A 22256-nucleotide genomic window follows, 5' to 3' on the forward strand; every position below is an offset into this window, starting at 1 on the left:
ACGGGCGATGGACGCGGGCGACGTGGGCATGCGCGAGGCGGCCGGCGCCCCGTGGCACGCGGGTCTCACCCGGCGCCACTGGCGGATCCTGTGGGGCAGCTATCTCGGCTGGATCTTCGACGGCTACGAGGCGGTGGCCCTGGTCTACGCCCTGCGCCCGGCTTTGGCCTCGATCCTCACCCCCGAGCAGGCCCAGGCGCCGGCCTTCTACGTGGGCCTCGCCATCGGCATCACGCTGCTCGGCTGGGGGATCGGCGGCCTGATCGGCGGGATCGCGGCCGACTACATCGGCCGCAAGCGCATGATGATGGTGTCGATCCTGGGCTACGCGCTGTTCACGGGGCTCACCGCCTTCGCGGAGAGCTTCACGCAGCTCGCCGTCCTGCGCTTCATCACCGGGCTCGCCATCGGCTCGGAATGGTCCACCGGCATCGCCCTCGTGGCCGAGACCTGGCCGAACCGGGCCCGCCCGAAGGGCTGCGGCTTCCTGCAATCGGGCTTCGGCGGCGGCGCGGTGCTCGCCGCCATCGTGTGGGCCGTGCTCGCCGCCACCGAGCCCCTGGGCGCGGAATCCTGGCGGATCCTGTTCGCGCTGGGCGCGCTGCCGGCCTTCGTGTGCCTGTACCTGCGCCGGGCGCTGGAGGAATCCGAGCAGTGGATGCGGGCGCTCAAGGCGCAGCGCTGGGCGGCCACCGCCGAGGATGCGGAGGACGTGGACCGGGCCCCGCGGAGCGCGCGGCGCCCGTTCTCCCTGACGGAGATCTTCCGCGAGCCCGAGAGCCGGCGGCGGGTCCTCCTCGCCACGCTCCTGTCCTTCGCCACCACGGTGGGCTGGTGGGCGGTCTCGTCCTGGCTGCCGGCCTACACGGAGGGGCTCGCCAAGGCCGCGGGCGCGCCGGCCAATGTCTGGGGCCCGCGCATGGGCATCGTCTACAATATTGGGGCGATCACCGCCTACGTGATCTCGGGCTTCGTGGCCGACGCGATCGGGCGCCGCGCCTTCCTGCTCGTGACCTATGCCGGCTGCATCGCCACGTCGCTCGCCTGCTACCTCTGGACCGGCGGGCTCGTGCCGTTCATGGCGCTCGCCTTCCTGAACGGGTTCTTCACCCTGGGCTTCGCCTTCTCGTGGATGGCGATCTACCTCGCGGAGCTGTTCACCCCGGCGGTCCGGGCGACGGCGTCGAGCGCGGTCTTCAACGGCGCGCGGCTGATCGCCTGGATCTTCCCGATCCTGGCCGGGCAGATCGTGACCGCCTTCGGGGGCGTCGCCGCGGCGGCGCTGACCCTGTCGAGCGTCTACGTGATCGGCCTCGTGGTGCCGTGGTTCATGCCGGAGACGCGGGGCCGGCCGCTGCCGGAATAGGTCGGTCCGGCCCCCGCTCGGTCGGAGCGGGGGCCGGTCCTGGTCCTAGTCCTCGTCGTCCTCGTCCTGGTGCCGGCCCTTGAGCTTGGCGAAGACCGAATCGGCGTCGAGCCGCTCCTCGCGGCCGCCGTGATCGTCCTCGTGGTCCCGCTCGTCGGCGTCGCGGGCCGTGGAGACCTCGGTCGGCAGCAGCGAGGCGCCGGACTCGGCCGCCACCGCGGCCGGGCGGTCGGCCGCCGCGCGCTGGACCTCGAAATCGAGGTTGATCTGGGTGGTCAGGCCGAGGGTGACCGGGTCCATCGGCTGGAGCGAGCCCGAGTTCCAGTGGGTGCGCTCGCGGATCTGCTGGATCGTCGACTTGGTGGTGCCCACGAGCCGGATGATCTGCGAATCCTTCAGCTCGGGGTGGTTGCGCAGCAGCCACAGGATGGCGTTCGGCCGGTCCTGGCGGCGGGAGAGCGGGGTGTAGCGCGGGCCCTTGGTGGTGCGCTTCACCTCCGGCAGCTTCACCTTCGAGACGGCGGGCTTGAGCTTGTAGTGCGGCGCCTTCTGGGCCTTCTCGATCTCGTCGCGGGTGAGCTGGCCGGTGGAGACCGGGTCGAGCCCCTTGATGCCGGCCGCGACCTCGCCGTCGGCGATGCCCTTCACCTCCAGCGGGTGCAGCTTGCAGAAATCGGCGATCTGCTCGAAGGCGAGCGAGGTGTTCTCGACCAGCCAGACGGCGGTCGCCTTCGGCATCAGCGGACCCTGGGACATGCTTCTCGTGCTCCGGCCTGGCGGGACGGGGGCCGGGCATCGGGCCGCGGGCTCCGGATGACCGATCCGGATGTCCCGTCTCACGCTGTCGAATGGGGATGACGCACTATAGGCCCGGGCGGGGAGGGGCGCAATCGCGGGTTGGACCCGTTCGGAGCCCGGCGTGCCGATTCTACCGGCGGCCGGATCACCGGCGCCGACTGGTCGCCCTCAGCGCGGGCGCACCCCGTCGAGGAACAGCCGCACCGCCGCCTGCCGCCGCCGCTCCTGCGCCTCCGGGTCGGTGGCGATGCCGTAGAGGGTCGCCTGGGACGACCGGCCGAGGACGAGGCTGAGGAACAGGTCGGCCGCGATCTCCGGATCCGCCACGGCGATCCGCCCGCGCCGCGCGAAGGCGTCGAGCAGCTGCGCCACCGCGCGCACGCCGCGCAGCCAGCCCTCCTCGTGGGCGAGGCGGGCGAGCTCGGGGAACTGCAGCGCCTGGGCCACGAGGTTGCGCTTGAGCATCGCCGCGCCCGGCGACTGCCCGTGGGCCAGCAGGGTGCGGCTGAGATCCTCCAGGGCGGTCTCGACGTCGTCGCTCCCGCCCTGCGCGGCCTGGGCCTCGGCCGCGGCGGAGAGAGGCGCCAGCCACGCGGCGATCCGCTCGCGCAGGACCGCCTCGAACAGGGCCCGCTTGTCGCGGTAGCGCGCGTAGACCGTCGGCTTGCTCATCCCGGCGGCCTCGGCCACCGCGTCGATGGAGGTAGCGTCGAAGCCGCGCTCCAGGAACAGGGTCGTGGCGACGGCGATCAGGTGCGCCTCGCGCCGGGCCGCCTCCGCGCGGGTCGGCCGGCCGCCGCGCCGCGGGCCCGCCTCCGCCCGCTCGATCTCCGTGACCGTCACCCCGCGATCCTCCTTGCTCACCACCGCCGTTCGTCCTATTAAAACGATACCGTACCGTTTTGATTCTGGCCAGACCCGATGGACGCACGTCGCAGCGACAGCTTCAAGAGCGCCGACCCGGTCGCGGGTGCGCCGGTCACCGCGCCGGCCACCGCGGCTGTCACGCCCCCGGTCTCCGCGCCGGTCCCGGCCACTGTCTCCGCACCGGCGCCGCGCCGCCGCCGCGCGCGGATCGTGCTGCCCCTCCTCGGCCTGCTCGCGCTGGGCGGGGCCGGGACCTACGGCTGGCACTGGTGGAGTGTCGGGCGCTTCCTCGAGGTGACCGACGACGCCTATCTCCAGTCCGACAAGGTCACGGTGGCGCCGCGCATCGCCGGCACCGTCGCGGCGGTGCTGGTCGGCGACAACCAGCCGGTGAAGGCCGGGGACGTCATCGCCCGCCTGGACGACCGGTCCTACCGGGTCCAGCTCAGGCAGGCCGAGGCCGAGGTCGAGAAGGACCGGGCGCAGATCCTGGGCGTCGCCTCGGCGATCGTCCAGCAGCGGGCGCAGGTCGCCTCGTCGCGGGCCGACCTCGCCAACGCCGAGGCCGCCCTCACCTTCGCGCAGCAGGAATACACCCGCTACCAGAACCTGCTGCAGACCGGGTCCGGCACGGTGCAGCGCCAGCAGCAGGCGGAGTCCGACCTGCGCCAGCGCCACGCCGCCCGCGACAAGGCCGCCGCCTCGCTCGACGCCGCGCAGAAGCAGATCGACAGCCTGCAGGCGCTCGAGGCCAGCACCCGCGCGAGCCTGGAGGGCGCGCAGGCCAAGGTCGAGGGGGTGAGGCTCGACCTGAGCTACACCACCATCGTGGCGCCGATCGACGGCGTGGCCGGCGACCGGGCGCTGCGGATCGGGCAGGTCGTCTCGGCCGGCACCGGGCTCCTGACCGTCGTGCCGATGGGCCGCGACATCTACCTCGTGGCGAACTTCAAGGAGACCCAGACCGGCCGCATGGTCGAGGGCCAGCGCGTCACCTTCACGGTCGACGCCTTCGGCGACCACGCGTTCCGGGGCCGGATCGAGAGCTTCTCCCCGGGCACCGGCTCGCAATTCGCGCTGCTGCCGCCGGAGAACGCCACCGGCAACTTCACCAAGGTGGTGCAGCGCGTGCCGGTGCGCGTCGCCCTCGACCCGTCGGATCCGCTCATCGCCCGCCTGCGCCCGGGCCTGTCGGTGGAGGCCACGGTCCACACCCAGGATCCGGTCGAGCCGGTGCGGCCCGCCCGGCCGAGGCCCGCTCCGGCCCTCGTCAGCGAGGCCCTGCCCCGATGAGTCCGGCCCCGACCAGCCCCGTGCCGGCCGTGGCCGTGCCCGAGGCGAAGGCGAGCGCCCGGGACTGGCTCGCCGTGTTCGGCGCGATCCTCGGCGCCTTCACGGCGATCCTCGACATCCAGATCACCAACGCGTCGCTCGCCGACATCCAGGGGGCGCTCGGCGCCTCCACCGAGGAGGGCAGCTGGATCTCCACCGCCTACCTGATGGCCGAGATCATCGTGATCCCGCTCACCGGCTGGCTGTCCTCGGTGATCGGCCTGCGCCGCTACCTCGCGGTGAACACCATCCTGTTCACCGCCTTCTCGCTGGCCTGCGCGCTCTCGACGTCCTTGAGCCAGATGATCCTGTTCCGGGCCGGACAGGGCTTCACGGGCGGCGTGCTGATCCCCACCGCGATCGTGATCGTGCGCACGCGGCTGCCCAGGAGCCAGCAGGCGGTCGGCATCGCCCTGTTCGGGCTGACCGCGACCTTCGCGCCGGCGATCGGCCCGACGGTCGGCGGCTGGCTCACCGACAACCTGTCGTGGCACTACATCTTCTACCTGAACCTGATCTTCGGACCCGTGGCGGCGGCGATCCAGCTCGGCGCCTTCGACAGCGTGCCGGCGCGCTGGGGCGAGCTGCTCAAGGGCGACTGGATCGGCATCGGCCTGATGGCGATCGGCCTGCCGGCCCTGACCTACGTGCTGGAGGAGGGCCAGCGCAAGGACTGGTTCGGCTCGCAGGTCATCGTGAACATGTCGCTGCTGGCGGTGGCCGGCATCGCCGGCTTCATCGTCCGCGAGCTCACGACCGAGCGCCCGTTCATCAACCTGCGGGTCCTGGCCAACCGCTCGGTCGGCGGCGCCTGCGTGCTGATGACCGTGCTGGGCGCAGTCTCGTTCGGGTCGATCTACATCATCCCGGTCTACTGCGCGCAGATCCAGGGCTACAACGCCCAGCAGATCGGCTACGTGGTGATGTGGTCGGGCCTGCCGCAGCTCGTCCTCTTCCCGATGATGCCACTGCTGATGCGGACCTTCGACGCCCGGGTGCTGGTGGTCACCGGCACGCTGTTCTTCATCGCGAGCTGCTGGATCAACGTCGGCCTGACCCACGATGTCGGCGCCGACCAGCTGATCCTGCCGCAGCTGATGCGGGCCGTCGGCCAGCCGCTCTTCACCATCCCGCTGTCGCAGCTCTCCACCGTCGGCCTCGCCCCGCGCGACACCGCGGACGCCTCCGCCCTGTCGAACATGATGCGCAACCTCGGCGGCTCGATCGGCATCGCCATGCTGTCGACGATGATCGACCGGCGGGAGCACTTCCACTTCTCGATGCTGGCTGAGGCGATCACCGTCAACGCCACCCGCACCCAGGACCGGCTCGCGGCGCTCGCCGCCGGGATGCACGCCCGCATCGCCGACCCGCTGGCCGCCAAGGGCGTCGCGCTGGGCCAGCTCGCCGCCCAGGTCCGCCGCGAGGCCTACGTGATGGCCTACGCGGACGGGTTCTGGCTGGTGGGCGTGAGCCTCGTGGCGAGCCTCGCCGTGGTGGCCATCCTCAAGAAGCCGCAGCGCGCCGCCGGACCCGTGGAGGCGCACTGAGCGGCCGGGGTCCTACCGCCCCGGCAGGTTGTGGACGATCGGGAAGAACGTGTCCTTCCAGTCCTTGGGCTCGGTCTTGATGGTCTTCATCGCGTAGAAGTGCCGGGCCTGGAGCATGATGCCGTAGGGCGTGGTGGAGAAGTTCGTCCCGGGCTCCTTCATGATCTCGACCAGGGTCTCGGGGGGCGTCTTCTCGTTGGTGGCCGCGACGTAGTCCTTGGCGGCCTTCAGCGGATCCCGGGCGATCTCGGCATTGGCCTCGTCGATGGCGGCCACGATAGCGGCGGCGAGCTTCGGGTTGCGGTTGTACCAGCCGGTCCGGGCGTAGAAGATCGCGTTGCTCACCGGCTCGCCGACCATCTCGTAGGAATTGAGCACCTTGTGGATCGCCGGGTCCTGCAGCTCACGCTGCTGGAACGGCGGCAGCGAGAAATGGCTGTTGACCTCGTTGTGCGGGCTCGCCAGCGCCGCCACGGCGTCGGGATGGCCGAGCTGGACGGTGAGCGGGTCGAGCTTGGTGGCGTTCTCGGGCCCGAACGCCTTCTTGGCGGCGATCTGCAGCAGCACAGCCTGGGACGAGACCTTCACGGAGGGCAGGGCGATCTTGTCCTTGGACGAGAAGTCCTTGAGTTCCTTCACGTCCGGATTGCGGGTGAGCAGCATCATCGGCGTGGTGCCGACCCCGCACAGGCCCTTCACGTCGCCCTTGGTGCGGTCGTTGAGCAGCAGCATGTTGGTCGAGCCGCTGTCGACGATGTCGATGTTGCCCGAGAGCAGCGCGTCGTTGCCGGCGGCGCCGCTCGTCAGGTTGACCCACTCCACCGTGACGTCCCCGAGGCCCGCGCCCTTGGCGTGCTTCTCGATCAGCTTGTGCTGCTCGGCCAGCACCGCGGGCAGGTAGACGAAGCCCGGCTGCCGGCTGATCCGGACCTTGGCATCGTCGGCCCGGGCGGGGGTGGCGAGCGCCAGCCCGGCCAGCAGGAGGACCGATCCCGCCCGCAGGAGCCGACGGCGGCCCGGCAGCAGCGAGCCCGTCCGAGACGTACGCACCATGACGCTTCTCCCTGTGGCCCGGCGCGATCCTGAGCGGCGCCGGGCTTTCGTTGGACGGGGAGTGGACAGGCTCGGGCCGGCGCGCGCAAGGCCGTCTTCACGCTCCGCTAACGCAGAAGCTGCAAAATATCGCAGGTTGAAATCATCTTCTTGCAATCATCATCGTGGGGGCGCGGGTGAAGATCGGGCTCGGAGCGAAGCTCCACACCATCACGGCCACCGCGCTGGTCGGCATCGTCGCGGTCTCGGGCATCGGGCTCGTCAGCCTGAAATCCCAGGTCGAGCAGGACCGGATGGCCAAGACGCGGAACCTCACGGACGTCGCCTACGGGGTCGCGGCCTATTTCGAGGGCGAGGAGCGGGCCGGGCGCCTGTCCCGGGCGGACGCGCAAGGCGCCGCGATCCGGGCCCTCAAGGCCCTGCGCTACGACGACAAGGAGTACTTCTGGGTCAACGACATGCAGCCCCGCATGGTCGCCCACCCGATCAAGCCCGAGCTGGAGGGCAAGGATCTCGCCGCCGTGCAGGATCCCACCGGCAAGCGCCTGTTCGTCGACTTCGTCGAGACGGTGAAGCGGCAGGGGCAGGGCTTCGTCGACTATTACTGGCCGAAGCCCGGCGCCGACGCCCCCGTGCCGAAGCTCTCCTACGTGCGCGGCTTCGCCCCCTGGGGCTGGGTGATCGGCACCGGCATCTACGCCGACGACACCGCGGCGATCCTGCGGGACGCGGCCTGGAAGGCGGCGGCCGGCATGCTCGTGGTGGTGGCGCTGATCGGCCTGCTCGCGGCGCTGATCGGCCGGCGGCTGACGCGGCCGCTGCGCGCGCTGAACGGCGCCATGCACCGCCTCGCGGCCGGCGAGACCGCCGTGCCGGTGCCGGCACGGGAGCGCCGGGACGAGATCGGCGCCATGGCGGGCGCCGTGCAGGTGTTCAAGGACGCGCTGATCGCCAAGGCCGAGACCGACGCCCGCGCCGCCGCCAGCGCCGACGGGGATGCCCGGCGGGCCGCCGCCCTCGACCGGCTGACCCGGTCCTTCGAGACCCGGGCCGGGACCCTGAGCCGCGGCCTCGCGACGGCGGCCGCCGACCTCGAGGCGACGGCGCGGACGCTGACCGTCACGGCCGCCCACACCACCGAGCGCACCGGCGCGGTGGCCGCGCAGGCGGCCGGCACCTCCGCCGACGTCCAGACCGCCGCGGCGGCCACTGAGGAGATGTCGGCCTCGGTCCAGGAGATCGCCGGGCAGGTGAACCGCGCCTCGGAGATCGCCGGGCAGGCCGCGATCAGCACCCGCCAGGGCGAGGCGACCGTGCGGGCGCTCGCCGCCGGCACCGAGAAGATCGGCGACGTGGTCGGCCTGATCGCCTCGATCGCCGGCCAGACCAACCTGCTGGCGCTCAACGCCACGATCGAGGCGGCCCGCGCGGGCGCGGCCGGGCGCGGCTTCGCTGTCGTCGCCTCCGAGGTGAAGGCGCTGGCCGAGCAGACCGCCAAGGCGACCGAGGAGATCTCCGGCCAGATCGGCCGGATCCAGGGCGAGACCCGGGACGCGGTCGCGGCGATCGGCGCGGTCGGCCGGACCATCGAGGAGATGCGCGGCATCGCGGTCGGGGTCGCGGCCGCCATGGAGGAGCAGAACGCCGCCATCCAGGAGATCGTCCGCGGCGTGGCGAGCGCCGCCACCGGGGCGCAGGGCGTGTCCGAGAACGTCGTCGACCTGCGCCGCGGCGCCGACGAGACCGGCAGCGCCTCCGAGCAGGTGCTGGCGGCCGCCCGCGACCTCACCCGCGGCTCGGACGAGCTCGACCACGCCGTGAAGGCCTTCCTGGCGGAGGTCCAGGCTGCCTGAGGGCGCGGCCTGAGGGTGGCCTGAGGGTGGCCTGAGGGGCGGGGCCCCGCGGGCGGGCAGGGCGGCGCTCAGCCCGCGGAGAAGCCCCGGACCGCGGCCCGCACCAGCGCGTCGATCATCGGCCGCACGTCGCTGACCCCGAGGGGACCCAGGCTGCCGAGATCGGCGAGATAGGTCATGCCGTGGACGCTGGACCACAGCGCCCGCGCCATCACGGGGATCGCCGCCTCGCCGAGGCGGCCGCCGTCGCGCAGCACCCCCTCCAGGATCCTGAACAGGGCCGCGATGTCGGCCTGCACCGAGTCCGGCGCCGCCACCGTGCGCCGCTCGAAGATCGCCGCCCAGGCGGCGTGGTGCTCGGCCGCGAAGGCGAGATACGCGTCGGCCAGGCACAGGAGCCGCGCCTCCGTCTCCCGCGACGGACAGGCCGCCAGCGCCCCCGCGAGGGTGTCCCGGAGCCGGCGCATGGTGACGGCGTTCGCCTCCAGGCGCAGCACTTCCAGGCTGTCGAACTGCGTGTAGACCGAGCCGACCGCCGTGCCGGCCCGCTCCGCGACGCCGCGGGCGGTCAGCGCCGCCGCGCCGCCCGCGTTCAGGATCGCCACCGCGGCCGCGATCAGGGCCTGGCGATCGGCCGCCCGATCGCCGGGCTCCTTCCGCGGCCGCCCCCTCACTTTTTTATGAACCTCGTTCATTTTATCCCTTGCAGCCCGGCACGTCCCGTGTTTACTTGTTTCATGAACGACGTTCAATCAAATCCGGACGCGGTCCGGCCCGTCGTTCCCGCGAGGTGAACCGTGATGAGGACCCTCTCCTTCCTGATGCGCGGCGTGATCGCCGACAACGCCCAGGCGATCCACGACGCCCATGCCGTGACGATCCTGCGCCAGCAGATCCGGGACGCCGCCGGCGCCCTGGCGACCGCCCGGCGGGAACTCGCCGTCGCCATGGCCTACCACGCCGCCGAGGCGCGCGCCCTCGACGCCATCGGCACCCGCATCGACACCCTGTCGGACGGGGCGCGGCGGGCGCTCAGCGACGGGCGCGAGGATCTCGGGACCGAGGCGGCGATCCACATCGCCGCCCTGGAGGACGAGCGGGCCGACCGCCGGGCCGCCGCCGAGCGCTTCGCCGCGGAGGTCGAGCGGCTGAAGCGCCTGGTCGCGCAGGGCGGCGAGCGCCTGCGGGACCTCGACCGCGGGCTCCAGACCGCCCGCACCACCGAGGCGCTGCGGCGGGCCGGACTGGAGGGCCGCCGGGTGACGACCCTGTCGGCGGGGGCGCTCGGGGAGGCGGAGCGGACGCTGGCGCGCCTGCGCGAGCGGCAGGCGGCCGAGGCGGACGTCGCCGCCGCGCTGACCGCGCTCGAGGCCGAGGCCGCGGGCGGGATCGAGGCCGATCTCGAGGCGGCGGGCTACGGCCGCCGCCGCACCGACCCGCGGGCCGTGCTCGACCGCCTCAGGGCCGGCGCCTGACCGGCGCCGCACCGCTTCCCCTTCGATCCTTCCTCAGGAGACCGCACCATGACACCGCAGATGCCCCATACCGGCGCCTGGAAGACCTTCACGCTGGTCAGCTTCGCCGTCGCCGCCGCCATGCTGACGTTCGGCATCTTCTTCCTGCCCGCCGACATCTGGATCAAGGGCTACCTCGCCATGGCGTCGCTGTTCCTCACGGGCACGACCTTCACCCTGGCCAAGACCCTGCGCGACGAGCACGAGGCGAAGCGGCTGATCAACAAGATCGAGGACGCCGCCACGGAGCGCGTCCTGCGCGAGGTGGTGCCGGGCCGGCTCTGAGGCCCGGCAGGCCCGCGCCCCGACCCGGGCGGCGCGCGTCCCGGGTCGGGGCGGCGGCGCGCGGCGGAGCGCGGCACCTCTCCCGGATCGCTCACGCCGCGGCGTCCAGGAACCGGGCCACGACCCGGGCGAATTCCGGAGTCCGCAGGTAGCCGTAGGATTTGTGCCGGTTCTCGGCGCCGTCCGGCCTCCGGTAGGCGTTGATCACCGGTACGTCCCGCACCCGCACCCCGGCGGCGTTCGGCGCGTAGAGGGCCGCGAGGTCGTCGCCCACCGTGGCGATGTCCTGGCGATCCATCAGGTTGGTCCAGGCGGCGAGCGCCGCAGGCACCCGGAGGTCGCCGTGCTCGTCGGCGAGCTTCAGCTTCAATTCGGCGAGCCCGAGGGGCGCGCCGAGGGTGACGAGGTCGCAGCGGGGCATCGGCATCCCGTCCGCCTCGGCGGCGCGCAGCACGTCGTAGGCGATCAGGCCGCCCATCGAGTGCGCGGCGATCAGCACGCGGTCCGCCGCGGCCGCCGCCAGGGCGTCGCGCAGGCGCGCCCGCGCCGCCGCCCGGAAGTCCGCGTCCTCGTAGTAGCCCCAGAGGTCGTCGAGGCGGTATTCCAGGATCAGGTCGTCCACCGGCGTCAGCCCGGCGGCCTCCTGCAGATGCGACAGGCCGCGGTAGATCCGGTCGGTGAGGGTCGGCTCGGCGCGCTCCGGCTCCCCCGCCGGGGAGGGGAACGGCCCGAGGCCGTGATCGGGGCGGTAGGGCTCGCGGTTGCGGTCGCCCGCGAGCGGCTGCGGGTAGCGCAGGTCCGCCCAGTAGACGAAGGTGAAGGGCAGGTCGGGCTCCGCGACCCGGAGCCCGAGATTGCGGTCGAGCCCCTCGCGGATCGCGGCGCGCCACCAGGCGGCCTTCTCGTCCCGGGGCGGCTTGTTGGCGAGCCCGTGGATGCCGATGATGTGCGCCCGACCCAGTGTCCGCTCCCAGACCGACGAGAGTGCCGGCCGGGCAAGATAGGGCCGCCCCGCGCGGACGGAACTGCGGCTTAGTTTCCGCGCGGCCCGCCGTCACGCCGCTGCCCTCCGCCGTCACCTGGCCGTCACCTCGCCGTCACGCCCGCCGATACCCCATTGCCACGCGGCCGCTCCGCCATAGCTGCGCTGCGGGAACCGGATCGGGCCCGGGGCCTTCTCCCACGACAGATGATCCTGCCGCGCTTGCGTCCCGGTCGCGCGGCCAATGACGAGGACGGTGGCCCGATGCGGCGCGCCCACAGCATGGATTTCGGGGCCGAGATGGTCGGGGGCGGCGTCCGCTTCGCCCTCTGGGCGCCCACCGCCCGGAGCGTCGACCTCGTCGTCGACGGCGTCGACCACCCGCTGCCCGAATCCGGCGGCGGCTGGCGCCGCACGGCCCTGCCGGGGGTGAAGCCCGGCGCCCGCTACGGCTTCCGCGTCGACGGCGACCTCGTCGTGCCCGATCCCGCCTCCCGCTTCCAGCCGGACGACGTCTCGGGCCTCAGCGAGGTGATCGACCCGCGGAGCTTCGAGTGGTCCGACGCGGGCTGGACCGGGCGGCCCTTCGAGGAGGCGGTGATCTACGAGTGCCATGTCGGCACCGCGACGCCGGAGGGCACCTATGCCGGCCTGCAGGCCCGGCTTCCCGACCTCAAGGCGCTCGGCGTCACCGCCCTCGAGCTGCTGCCGCTCGCCGACTTCAAGGGCTCGCGCAACTGGGGCTACGACGGCGTCCAGCCCTACGCGCCGGACGGCGCCTACGGTCGACCGGACGATCTCAAGCGCCTGATCGACGCCGCCCACGGGCTCGGCCTGATGGTCTATCTCGACGCGGTCTACAACCACTTCGGGCCGGCCGGGAACTACCTCCACGCCTATGCCGGGACGTTCTTCACCGAGCGCCACCAGACCCCCTGGGGCGCGGGCATCAACTTCGACGGCAAGGAGAGCGGCGCCACGGTGCGGCAGTTCTTCATCCAGAACGCCCTGTACTGGCTGGAGGAGTACCATTTCGACGGCCTGCGCTTCGACGCCGTCCATGCCATCCTCGACGATTCGCCCCGCCACTTCCTGGCCGAGCTCGGCGAGACGGTCCGGAGGATCTTCCCGAACCGGCAGATCCACCTGATGCTGGAGAACGAGGCCAACCAGGCCCGCTGGCTGGAGCGCGACGCCGCCGGGCGCCCGAAGATGCACGACGCCCAGTGGGCCGACGACCTGCACCATTGCTGGCACGTCCTGCTCACCGGCGAGGACGCCGGCTACTATAAAAGCTTTGCCGACAAACCGGTCGCCCACCTGGCCCGCTGCCTCGCCGAGGGCTTCGCCTACCAGGGCGAGCCCTTCCCGACGCTCGACAACCACCCGCGCGGCGAGCCCTCCGGGCACCTGCCGCCCTCCGCCTTCGTGACCTTCCTGCAGAACCACGATCAGGTCGGCAACCGGGCGCTCGGCGAGCGGCTCAACCACCTCGCGGATCCCAAGAAACTCGACCTCGCCCGGGCCGGGCTCCTCCTGGCGCCGCAGATCCCGATGCTCTGGATGGGCGAGGAATGGTCGGCCTCCGCGCCGTTCCTGTTCTTCGTCGACTTCGCGCCCGACGCGGACCTGAACAAGGCGGTGCGCGACGGACGCCGCCGGGAGTTCAAGAGCTTCGCGGCCTTCGCGGACGACACCTCCAAGATCCCGGACCCGACCGAGGCCGAGACCTTCGCGGCCTCGAAGCTCGACTGGTCCGAGCGGGAGCGCTCGCCCCACCGCGAGGTGCTGGCCGAGACGACGCGGCTCCTGGGGCTGCGCCGCGACGTGGTCGTGCCCCTGGCGAAGTCCGGCTACGACGGCGCCGCCGCCGCGATGCCGCGCCCGGACGTGGTCGACTGCACGTGGCGCTTCGGCACCGGCACCCTGCGCTTCGTCGCCAATGTCGGGACCGAACCCTTCGCGCTGGATCCGGGCGGTGCCCGGCCGGTCTGGACCAACGCCCCGGACGGGGCCGGACGCGATCTCCCGTCCTGGACGGGCGTGTTCCTGACGGAGTCCCGCGCGTGAGCCGCCTCGAGACACTCGCCGACCTCGTCGGCGTCGCCCCCGGCTACACCGACGCCTTCGGCCAGCCCGTCGAGACGTCGCTGGAGGTGCGCCGCGGCCTGCTGGCGGCCCTCGGCTTCGCGGTGGAGGACGAGGCGGCGATCGCCGCGAGCCTCGCGGAGGTCGAGCGCCTGCGCCGCGGCCTGATCCCGCCGCTCCTGCCGGTGGAGGCCCGCCGGGCGGCCCGCGTCCCGGTGCGTCCGCAGAACGGCGCGCCCCACACCCTGGTCTGGCGCCTCGTGGACGAGCGCGGCACGGCCCGGGAGGGCAGGGCCAACCCGCACGGGTCCGAGCCGGGCTTCGAGCTGCCGCCCCTGACCCCGGGCTACCATCGCCTGACCGTCCAGGCCGGGCAGACCCGCACCGAAGCCTGGGTGATCGCCGCGCCCCAGCGCTGCTGGCGCCCGCGCCCCTACACGGAGGAGGGGGCTTCGGACTGGGGCATGGCCGCCCAGCTCTACGGCCTGCGCTCGGGCAGCAATATCGGCATCGGCACCTACGCGGATGCCGGCGAGGCCGCCCGCGAGGCCGCCCTGCGCGGCGCGGCGTTCCTGGGGCTCAGCCCGGTCCACGCTCTGTTCGGATCAGACCGGACCAAGATCTCGCCCTACTCGCCCTCCTCGCGGCTGTTCCTGGAGACCCTGTTCATCGCGCCGCGCAGCCTGCCGGGGCTTGCCGGATCCCGGGCCGAGGCGCTGCTCGCCGAGCGGGAAGACGCGATCCGGGCACTGCGCGAGGCCGCCCTCGTCGATCACCAGGGCGTGCATGACGTGCTCGATCCGGTGCTCCGGGCGCTCTGGGCGGAGTCGCCGGCTCGGGCCGGGACCGATGCGGGTTTCGAGCGCTTCCGTCAGGAGGGCGGCGAGGATCTCGAGTCGCACGCCGTGTTCGAGGCGCTGTCCGAGCATTTCCGGCAGCAGGGCGCCCACTGGCTGGGCGACTGGCCGGAGGATTATCGCCGCGCCGGCACGGAGGCGGTGCGCGCCTTCGCGGCGGAGAGTGCCGAGCTGGTCGGCTACCACGCGTGGCTGCAATACCTCGCCGACCGGCAGCTCGCCGAGGCCTCCGCGGCAGCGCTCGGCGCGGGCATGCGGGTCGGGCTCTACCGCGACCTCGCGGTCGGTGCCGACCGGGGCGGCTCCGAGATCTGGTCGCATCCGGAGCGCTTCGCCGACAAGGTCTCGATCGGCGCGCCGCCGGACCTGCTGGCACCGAAGGGCCAGAACTGGGGCCTGCCGGCCTTCGACCCGCTGGCGATGGAGCGCGACGGGCTCGCGGCCTTCCGCGCCCTGGTCCAGGCCAACATGCGCCACGCCGGCGCGATCCGGATCGACCACGCCTTCCAGCTCGCCCGGCTGTTCCTGATCCCGCTGGGCGCGGGGGCCCAGGCCGGCGCCTACGTGGCCATGCCGTTCGAGCCGATGCTGGCGGTGCTGCGGCTGGAGAGCCACCGCAACAAGTGCCTGGTGATCGCGGAAGACCTCGGCACCGCGCCCGAGGGCTTCTCCGACGCGCTGATGCGGGCCGGGGTGCTGAGCTACCGGATCCTCGCCTTCGAGCGCGAGGCCGACGGCCGGTTCAAGCCGCCCTCGGCCTACCCGCGGGACGCGCTCACCGCCATCACCACCCACGACCTGCCGACCTTCGTCGGCTGGTGGCGCGGGGTCGACACCGACACCCGCCAGTCGCTCGGCCTCTACGACCAGGAGCGGGCCGAGACCGAGCGGGGCGAGCGCGTCGTCGAGCGCCGCCGCCTCGCCGAGGCGCTGGCGGCCGAGCAGCTGCTGCCCTCCGCCGAGCCGCCGGATTCCGCGCCCTTCGAGGCCGCCGCCCGCTACCTCGCCCGCGCGCCCGCGATGCTCACCGCCGTCCAGTACGAGGACGTGGTCTCGGAACTCGCCCAGGCCAACGTGCCCGGCTCGACCGAGGGCTACCCGAACTGGCGGCGCAAGCTCGACCGGGATCTCGTGGACATCGCCGCCCCCGGCGGGCCGCTGGCGAAGCTCGCGGCGTCCCTCTCGGCCGAGGCGCGGGGCCCGCGCTCGGGCGCCGCGCGGCTCGCCGCGCCGCCGCCGCGCGCGACCTACCGGCTGCAGTTCCACAAGGACTTCACCTTCGCGGATGCGGGCCGGATCGTCCCCTACCTGCACCGGCTCGGGATCAGCCACGTCTACGCCTCGCCGCTCCAGAAGGCGCGGCCCGGCTCGACCCACGGCTACGACATCGTCGATCACGGCGCGATCAACCCGGAGCTCGGCGGCGAGGAGGGCTTCATCGCGCTCTCCGAGACGCTCCACGCCCACGGGATCAAGCTCCTGCTCGACATCGTCCCGAACCACATGGGCGTCGGCGGCTCCGACAATCCGTGGTGGCTCTCGGTGCTCGAATGGGGCTCCCTGTCGCCCTTCGCCGACGCCTTCGACATCGACTGGCAGCGGCTCGGGGCCGGGCGCAACCTCGTGATCCCGTTCCTCGGCGACCGCTACGGTGAGGCCTTGGAGAAGGGCACGCTGGAGCTGAAGTTCGACCCCGAGACGGGCGCCTTCAGCGTCTGGCACTACGAGCACCAGCTGCCGATCCGGCCCTTGAGCTACCCGACCATCCTCAACCGGGTGATCGCCGCGATCGGGGCGGTGGACGACGACACCACCGCGGAACTGCTCGCCATCTCCGAGCGGCTGCGGGCGATGTCGATCGATACCGACGAGACCCGCCGCAAAGGCTTCCCCGAGGAGGCCGAGGGGCTGAAGCGCCGGCTCGCCGAGATCTACGGCGTGTCGCCGCTGATCCAGGAGGCCACCGCCAGCACGCTGGCGCTGCTCAACGGCTTCAAAGGCCGCCCGGACAGTTTCGGGCCGCTGCACCGGCTGCTGGAGGCGCAGGCCTACCGGCTGGCCCACTGGCGGGTGGCGTCGAGCGACATCAACTACCGCCGCTTCTTCGACGTGAACTCGCTCGCCGGCCTGCGGGTCGAGCTGTCCGACATCTTCCACCGCTCGCACGAGACCGTGTTCCGGCACGTCCGCGAGGGCCGGATCGACGGCCTGCGCATCGACCATATCGACGGCCTCGCCGACCCGCTGGGCTACGCAAGGGCGCTCCAGGCGGCTGTCGGACCGGGCTTCTACGTCGTCGTCGAGAAGATCCTGGAGCCGGGCGAGCGGCTGCGGCCCTGGCCAGTGGCCGGGACCACGGGCTACGACGTGCTCAACCAGCTCGACGGGATCCTGGTCGACAAGAGCCGGCGCGGGAAAATCGAGCGGCTCTACACCTGGGCCACGGGGTTCGACGAGCCCTACGGCTTCCAGCTCCGCGCCGCCAAGGCCGAGATTCTCGAGATCAGCTTCGCGAGCGAGCTGGAGGTGCTGACCACCGACCTCAAGGAGGTCGCCGACGCCGACCGGCGCACCCGCGACTTCACCGTCAACGCGCTGCGCCGGGCGCTGATCGAGATCATCGCGCGCTTCCCGACCTACCGGAGCTACCTGCCGTCGGATCTGGAGGAGGGCGAGGTCGAGCCCGAGGATGTCCGCCTGATCGAGGGCGCCGTCGCGAAGGCCAAGCGCTGGTCGAGCCTGCCCGACCGCTCGGTCCACGATTTCGCCGCCGACGTCCTGCTCGGGCGGGTCGAGACGGCGGGGCCCGGCCGGCCGGACCCGCGGGTGGTGCTGCGCTTCCGCCGCCGGTTCCAGCAGCTCACCGGCCCGGTCATGGCCAAGAGCCTGGAGGACACGCTGTTCTACCGCTACGCCTGTCTCCTCGGCCTCAACGAGGTCGGCGGCGATCCGGGCGAGTACGGGATCGACGCGGAGCACTTCCACGATCTGCAGATCGCCCGCGCCCGGGACTGGCCGAGCGCCATGATCACCACCGCGACCCACGACACCAAGCGCGGCGAGGATGCCCGCACGCGGCTGCTCGCCCTCTCGGAGATCCCCGAGGAATGGGCCAAGGCCTGGGACTTGTGGCAGCGGGTCGCCGGCCCGCACCTCGCCCGGATCGACGGCGAGCCGGCCCCGGACGCCAACGACCAGTGGATGTTCTTCCAGGCGATCCTGGGCGCCTGGCCGCTGGAGCTTCTGGAGCGGGACGAGGCCGGGGCGATCGCGGATTTCCGGGACCGGCTGATCGCCTACGGCGAGAAGGCCATGCGGGAGGGCAAGCGCCGGTCGAGCTGGGTCAACGTCGACGAGGTCTACGAGGGCGCGGTCAAGCGGCTGTTCACGGCGCTGATCGCCCCGGGGTCGGATTTCCTGAGCGAACTCCGGCCCTTCGCCCGACGGCTCGCCCATCTCGGCATGCTGGCGAGCCTCGGCCGGACGGTCCTGAAATGCACCCTGCCGGGCCTGCCCGACACCTACCAGGGCACGGAGATCTGGGATTTCTCCTTCGTCGATCCCGACAACCGCCGCCCGGTGGATTACCCGGCCCTGGAGCGGATGCTGGAAGAGGGCGGGGCGCCCGCGGAGCTGCTAGGCCACTGGCCGGACGGGCGGGTCAAGCAGGCGACGCTGACGCGGCTCCTCGCCGAGCGGGCCGAGCGCCCGGACTTCTACGCCAGCGCCGCCTACGAGCCCGTCGCGGCCACCGGCGCCCGGGCCGACCACGTCATCGCCTACCGGCGGACCGACCCCGTCCAAGAGGGCGGCGACCTGTTCGTGGCGGTGCCGCGGCTGGTGGCGGGCTTCGTCGGGGAAGCCGTCTGGTCGGGCGAGGCCTTTGCCGGCACCCGGGTCGATCTCGGGGCGGGGACGCGCTGGCGGGACCTCGCCTCGGGGCGGGTGGTGGAGGGGGAGGGGGCCGATCTCGGCGCTCTCCTGCGCGACCTCCCCTACGCGGTGCTGCGGCGGGAACCGTGACCGCGCCGTCATCGCGAGCGGAGCGAGGCGACCCAGGGCAGCGCGACCTGGATCAGCGTGGCGCCGCTCGCAGAGACGGCGGCGGTCCGGGCGCGTCTTCCGGTGGCCCCGCCGCAGCCCTGTCACGCGCCTCTGCTGAGACACGTCGGACCGGATCGCGCGGCACAGCCCGGCGGTTCGGGCGTTACGACACTGGGAACGGGAGCCGAGAGGCAGCATGAACGCACCGACCAAAGCCGCTGCGACGTCCGGGGCCGCGGCCGTCCTGCCGGCCGCGCTGGCCCCCCGGGCCGAGGGGCCGCGGATCTACAACCTGTTCCCGCTCCTGGTCGGGCGCGTCTCGGACTGGACGGCCGAGTTGCCGCGGATCGCCGCCCTCGGCTTCGACTGGGTCTACCTCAACCCGTTCCACCAGACCGGCGGCTCGCGGAGCCTCTACGCGGTCGCCGATCCCGAGCGCCTGGACGAGCGGTTCCGCGACCCCGACGGCACGCCCGACGACGAGCAAATCCGCCGCTTTTGCACCGCCGCCGCGGCTCTGGGCCTGTCGGTGATGACCGACCTCGTGATCAACCACACCGCCGACAACGCCCGGCTCGCCACCGAGCGGCCCGACCTGTTCATGAAGGAGCCCGACGGCTCGATCATGCACCCGGCGGCCGTCGACCCGGACGACCCGTCGATCCGCACCGTCTGGGGCGACTTGGCCGAGCTCGACTACCACACCCCCTCCGCCCGGGACGAACTCACCCGGATCTGGGGCGCCTACGTGGCGCATCTCCAGGGCCTCGGCGTGAAGGGCTTCCGGTGCGACGCCGCCTACAAGGTGCCGCCGGAGACCTGGCGGGTGCTGATCGGGCAGGCCAAGAGCCAAGACCCCGCCTGCCTGTTTGCCGCCGAGACCCTGGGCTGCACCTTCGAGGAGGCCCGGGCCACGGCCGGCGCCGGCTTCGACTACCTGTTCAACTCCTTCGCGTGGTGGGACTTGAGGAAGCCCTGGGCGCTCGAGCAGTACGAGCGCCTGCGGGTGCTGGCCCCCTCGATCGCCTTCCCCGAGAACCACGACATGACGCGGCTCGCCGCCGAGATCGGCGGCGGCCCGGAGGCGGTGGCGGCGCACCTGCGCACCCGCTACGCGCTCGCGGCCTTCTTCTCGGCCGGCGTGCTCATGCCGATCGGCTACGAGTGGGGCTACCGGCGGGCGCTGCACGTGGTCGAGACTACCCCGCGCGACCGCGAGAACGAGACCGGCATCGACATCTCCGGCTCCATTCGGGCGATCAACGCCCTGCGGGCGGAGCTGCCGGCCGCCAATGTCGAGGGCGCGCAGATCCGGATCTCGGCCCCCGACAGCGATCTGGTGGCGCTCGCCCGCTTCGACACCGGCCACCCGGCCTCGGCGCGGCACGGGTTGATCGTGCTCTACAACCCGACCGACAAGCCGGTGCCGGTCGAGGCCGGGTCGCTCATCGCCCGCACCGGCGGCATGCTCGGCGCCTTCGTCGACCGGACCCCGGAGGCCGAGCCGATCGCGTTCCATCCCGGCAGCGCCATCGACCTGATGCCGGGCGAGCTGCGCATCCTCGCGGCAAGCACCCAGGAGGTCGCCCGGCTCCCCGGGCGCGGCACCCCGGACGGCGAGGGGCGGGTGGTGATCGAGGCGGTCAGCCCCGAACTCGACGGCGGCCGCTCGGCGGTGAAGCGGATCGTCGGCGAGTCCCTGCGGGTCGAGGCCGACATCTTCTCCGACGGCCACGAGATCATCGACGCCGCGATCCTGTCGCGGGTCGCCGGCACCGAGGCGTCTGGAGGCGAGACTTGGCGCGAGGACCCGATGGTCTTCGTCGACAACGACCGCTGGGCCGGGCACTTCCCCCTGGAGCGGAACGCCCGCTACGAGTTCACCTTGATCGCGTGGCGCGACGCCTTCTCGTCCTGGGTGCGCGACACCCTGAAGAAGCGCGTTGCCGGCGTCGACGTGCGGCTCGAGACGATCGAGGGCGTGGCGCTCGTCGGGACCGCGGCCTCGCTCGCCCGGACTCGCGGCGGCCGCGACGCCGAGCGCCTCGCCGCGCTCGTGGCCGCGCTCGCCGCCGAGGAGACCGGCTCGGCCGCCCAGCTCGACCGGATCCTCGCCCCCGACGCGTCGAGCCTCGTGCGCCGGAACGCCGAGCGGGTGAACCTGACCCGCTATCCCGTGACCCTTCCGGTGATCGCCGACCGCCTCGCGGCCCGGTTCTCCGCCTGGTACGAGATCTTCCCGCGCTCCCAGTCGATGGACGTGAACCGCCACGGCACCTTCGACGACGTCATCCGGCGCCTGCCCGAGATCCGCGAGCTCGGCTTCGACGTCCTCTACTTCACGCCGATCCACCCCGTGGGCCGGACCAACCGCAAGGGGAAGAACAACACCCTCAAGGCCGAGCCCGGCGATGTCGGCTCGGTCTACGCGGTCGGCGCGGAGGAGGGCGGCCACGAGGCCGTGCATCCCGACCTCGGCACGCTCGCGGATTTCGAGCGGTTGGTCGCGGCGAGCCACGCCTACGGCATGGAGATCGCCCTCGACTTCGCGATCCAGTGCTCGCCGGACCATCCTTGGATCAAGAACCACCCGGAATGGTTCGAGTGGCGCCCCGACGGCACCCTGAAATTCGCCGAGAACCCGCCGAAGAAGTACGAGGACATCTCGAACGTCCACTTCTACGGGGGCGCCCTGCCCTCGCTCTGGATCGAATTGCGCGACATCCTGCTCGGCTGGTGCGCGCGCGGCGTGCGCATCTTCCGGGTCGACAACCCGCACACCAAGCCGATCCCGTTCTGGGAATGGGTGATCGGCGAGGTCAACGGCTGCTACCCGGACGCGATCTTCCTCGCCGAGGCCTTCACCCGGCCGAAGATGATGATGAAGCTCGCCAAGGCCGGCTACCAGCAGAGCTACACCTACTTCACGTGGCGCAACACCAAGCAGGAGCTCACCGACTACGCCCTGGAGCTGGCCGGCGAGATGGGCGAGTACTACCGCCCCAACTTCTTCGCCAACACGCCCGACATCAACCCGTACTTCCTCCAGACCAGCGGGCGGGCGGGGTTCGTCATCCGCGGCACGCTCGCCGCGACCCTGTCGTCGGTCTACGGCATCTACAACGGCTTCGAGCTGTGCGAGGCCGCGCCGTACCCGGGCAAGGAGGAGTATCTCAACTCCGAGAAATACGAGCTGAAGGCCTGGGACTACGACCGGCCGGGCAACATCCGCGAGCACATCGTCAAGCTCAACAGGATCCGGCGCGAGAACCCCGCCCTCTGGGACTTCCGCAACGTGACCTTCACGGGTGCCTGGAACGACAACATCATCGCCTACGCCAAGGCGACGCCGGAGCGCGACAACTGCGTCTTCACCATGGTCAACCTCGACCCGAAGAACCGCCAGGAATGCACCTACGAGGTGCCGCTCTGGCTGTTCGGCCTGCCCGACGACGGCGCCGTCGAGGTCGAGGACCTGCTCCAGGGCTACACGTTCGAGTTGCGCGGCAAGACCCACCGCATCGCCCTCGATCCGGCCGAGCGATCCTGCGTGATCTGGCGCCTCCGGGCGCCGCGGCGGGTTGCGGGCTGAGGCCGCGCGTGGCACTCGGCCATGGCCCTTGAATGCGGCGGCGGGAATTCCCGTCGCCGACCCTCGCACCCGCGC

The 22256-nt window shown here is 72.3% G+C and carries 14 protein-coding genes; 9 read left to right on the top strand and 5 right to left on the bottom strand.

The genetic code is table 11. The annotated features are described in order from the left end of the window. Positions 1-7 precede the first annotated feature (7 nt). Positions 8-1366, top strand: coding sequence for an MFS transporter (locus ACLBYG_RS13595; protein WP_447681783.1), 1359 nt, complete (start codon positions 8-10; stop codon positions 1364-1366). Positions 1367-1411: 45 nt separating this feature from the next. On the opposite strand, the gene ACLBYG_RS13600 is transcribed toward ACLBYG_RS13595, so the two are convergent. Next, complete coding sequence (locus ACLBYG_RS13600) at positions 1412-2122, bottom strand: DUF1013 domain-containing protein (RefSeq protein WP_020093323.1); 711 nt, start codon at positions 2120-2122, stop codon at positions 1412-1414. 210 nt (positions 2123-2332) lie between these two features. Further along, entirely contained in the window at positions 2333-3007 is a 675-nt protein-coding gene (locus ACLBYG_RS13605; protein WP_091926397.1) for a TetR/AcrR family transcriptional regulator, read from the bottom strand. Positions 3008-3085: 78 nt separating this feature from the next. Between ACLBYG_RS13605 and ACLBYG_RS13610 the strand changes: the two genes are divergently transcribed. Both ACLBYG_RS13610 and ACLBYG_RS13615 read left to right on the top strand, forming a co-directional pair. Then, on the top strand, positions 3086-4324 hold the full coding sequence (locus ACLBYG_RS13610) for an HlyD family secretion protein (protein WP_447681784.1): 1239 nt from the start codon (positions 3086-3088) through the stop codon (positions 4322-4324). Continuing rightward, on the top strand, positions 4321-5913 hold the full coding sequence (locus ACLBYG_RS13615; RefSeq protein WP_447681785.1) for a DHA2 family efflux MFS transporter permease subunit: 1593 nt from the start codon (positions 4321-4323) through the stop codon (positions 5911-5913). The genes ACLBYG_RS13610 and ACLBYG_RS13615 overlap by 4 nt, the downstream gene beginning before the upstream one ends. A 12-nt stretch (positions 5914-5925) precedes the next feature. Here ACLBYG_RS13615 and ACLBYG_RS13620 read toward each other — a convergent pair whose 3' ends face one another. After that, entirely contained in the window at positions 5926-6966 is a 1041-nt protein-coding gene (locus tag ACLBYG_RS13620) for an ABC transporter substrate-binding protein (protein ID WP_447681786.1), read from the bottom strand. A 176-nt stretch (positions 6967-7142) separates the two neighbouring features. Here ACLBYG_RS13620 and ACLBYG_RS13625 point away from each other — a divergent pair, with 176 nt between their 5' ends. After that, on the top strand, positions 7143-8819 hold the full coding sequence (locus ACLBYG_RS13625) for a cache domain-containing protein (RefSeq protein ID WP_020093328.1): 1677 nt from the start codon (positions 7143-7145) through the stop codon (positions 8817-8819). Positions 8820-8887: 68 nt separating this feature from the next. Here the strand turns inward: ACLBYG_RS13625 and ACLBYG_RS13630 are convergent, their stop codons facing one another. Then, positions 8888-9514: a TetR/AcrR family transcriptional regulator gene (locus ACLBYG_RS13630; protein ID WP_447681787.1), complete on the bottom strand. Its 627-nt coding sequence runs from the start codon at positions 9512-9514 to the stop codon at positions 8888-8890. A 105-nt stretch (positions 9515-9619) separates the two neighbouring features. Between ACLBYG_RS13630 and ACLBYG_RS13635 the strand changes: the two genes are divergently transcribed. Both ACLBYG_RS13635 and ACLBYG_RS13640 read left to right on the top strand, forming a co-directional pair. Further along, the gene (locus ACLBYG_RS13635) at positions 9620-10294 is read left to right on the top strand and encodes a PspA/IM30 family protein (protein ID WP_447681788.1); all 675 of its coding nucleotides are present in this window, start codon (positions 9620-9622) and stop codon (positions 10292-10294) included. 48 nt (positions 10295-10342) lie between these two features. Beyond that, a complete protein-coding gene (locus ACLBYG_RS13640) occupies positions 10343-10618 on the top strand; it encodes a YiaA/YiaB family inner membrane protein (RefSeq protein ID WP_020093331.1) in 276 nt (91 codons plus the stop codon). Positions 10619-10709: 91 nt separating this feature from the next. On the opposite strand, the gene ACLBYG_RS13645 is transcribed toward ACLBYG_RS13640, so the two are convergent. Next, positions 10710-11579 carry a hypothetical protein gene (locus ACLBYG_RS13645; RefSeq protein ID WP_447681810.1) on the bottom strand — a complete coding sequence of 290 codons (870 nt, stop codon included), beginning with the start codon at positions 11577-11579 and terminating at the stop codon, positions 10710-10712. 285 nt (positions 11580-11864) lie between these two features. Here ACLBYG_RS13645 and treZ point away from each other — a divergent pair, with 285 nt between their 5' ends. The 3 genes from treZ (at position 11865) to ACLBYG_RS13660 (ending at position 22181) form a co-directional block, all read left to right on the top strand. After that, a complete protein-coding gene (gene treZ, locus ACLBYG_RS13650; protein ID WP_091677702.1) occupies positions 11865-13670 on the top strand; it encodes a malto-oligosyltrehalose trehalohydrolase in 1806 nt (601 codons plus the stop codon). Beyond that, positions 13667-18568, top strand: a complete 4902-nt coding sequence (locus ACLBYG_RS13655; RefSeq protein WP_447681789.1) for a malto-oligosyltrehalose synthase — start codon at positions 13667-13669, stop codon at positions 18566-18568. Before treZ ends, ACLBYG_RS13655 begins: the two co-directional genes overlap by 4 nt. Positions 18569-18785: 217 nt before the next feature. Beyond that, a complete protein-coding gene (locus ACLBYG_RS13660; RefSeq protein ID WP_447681790.1) occupies positions 18786-22181 on the top strand; it encodes a maltotransferase domain-containing protein in 3396 nt (1131 codons plus the stop codon). Positions 22182-22256: the final 75 nt, after the last annotated feature.

It is taken from the genome of Methylobacterium sp. D53M (genome assembly GCF_053345625.1).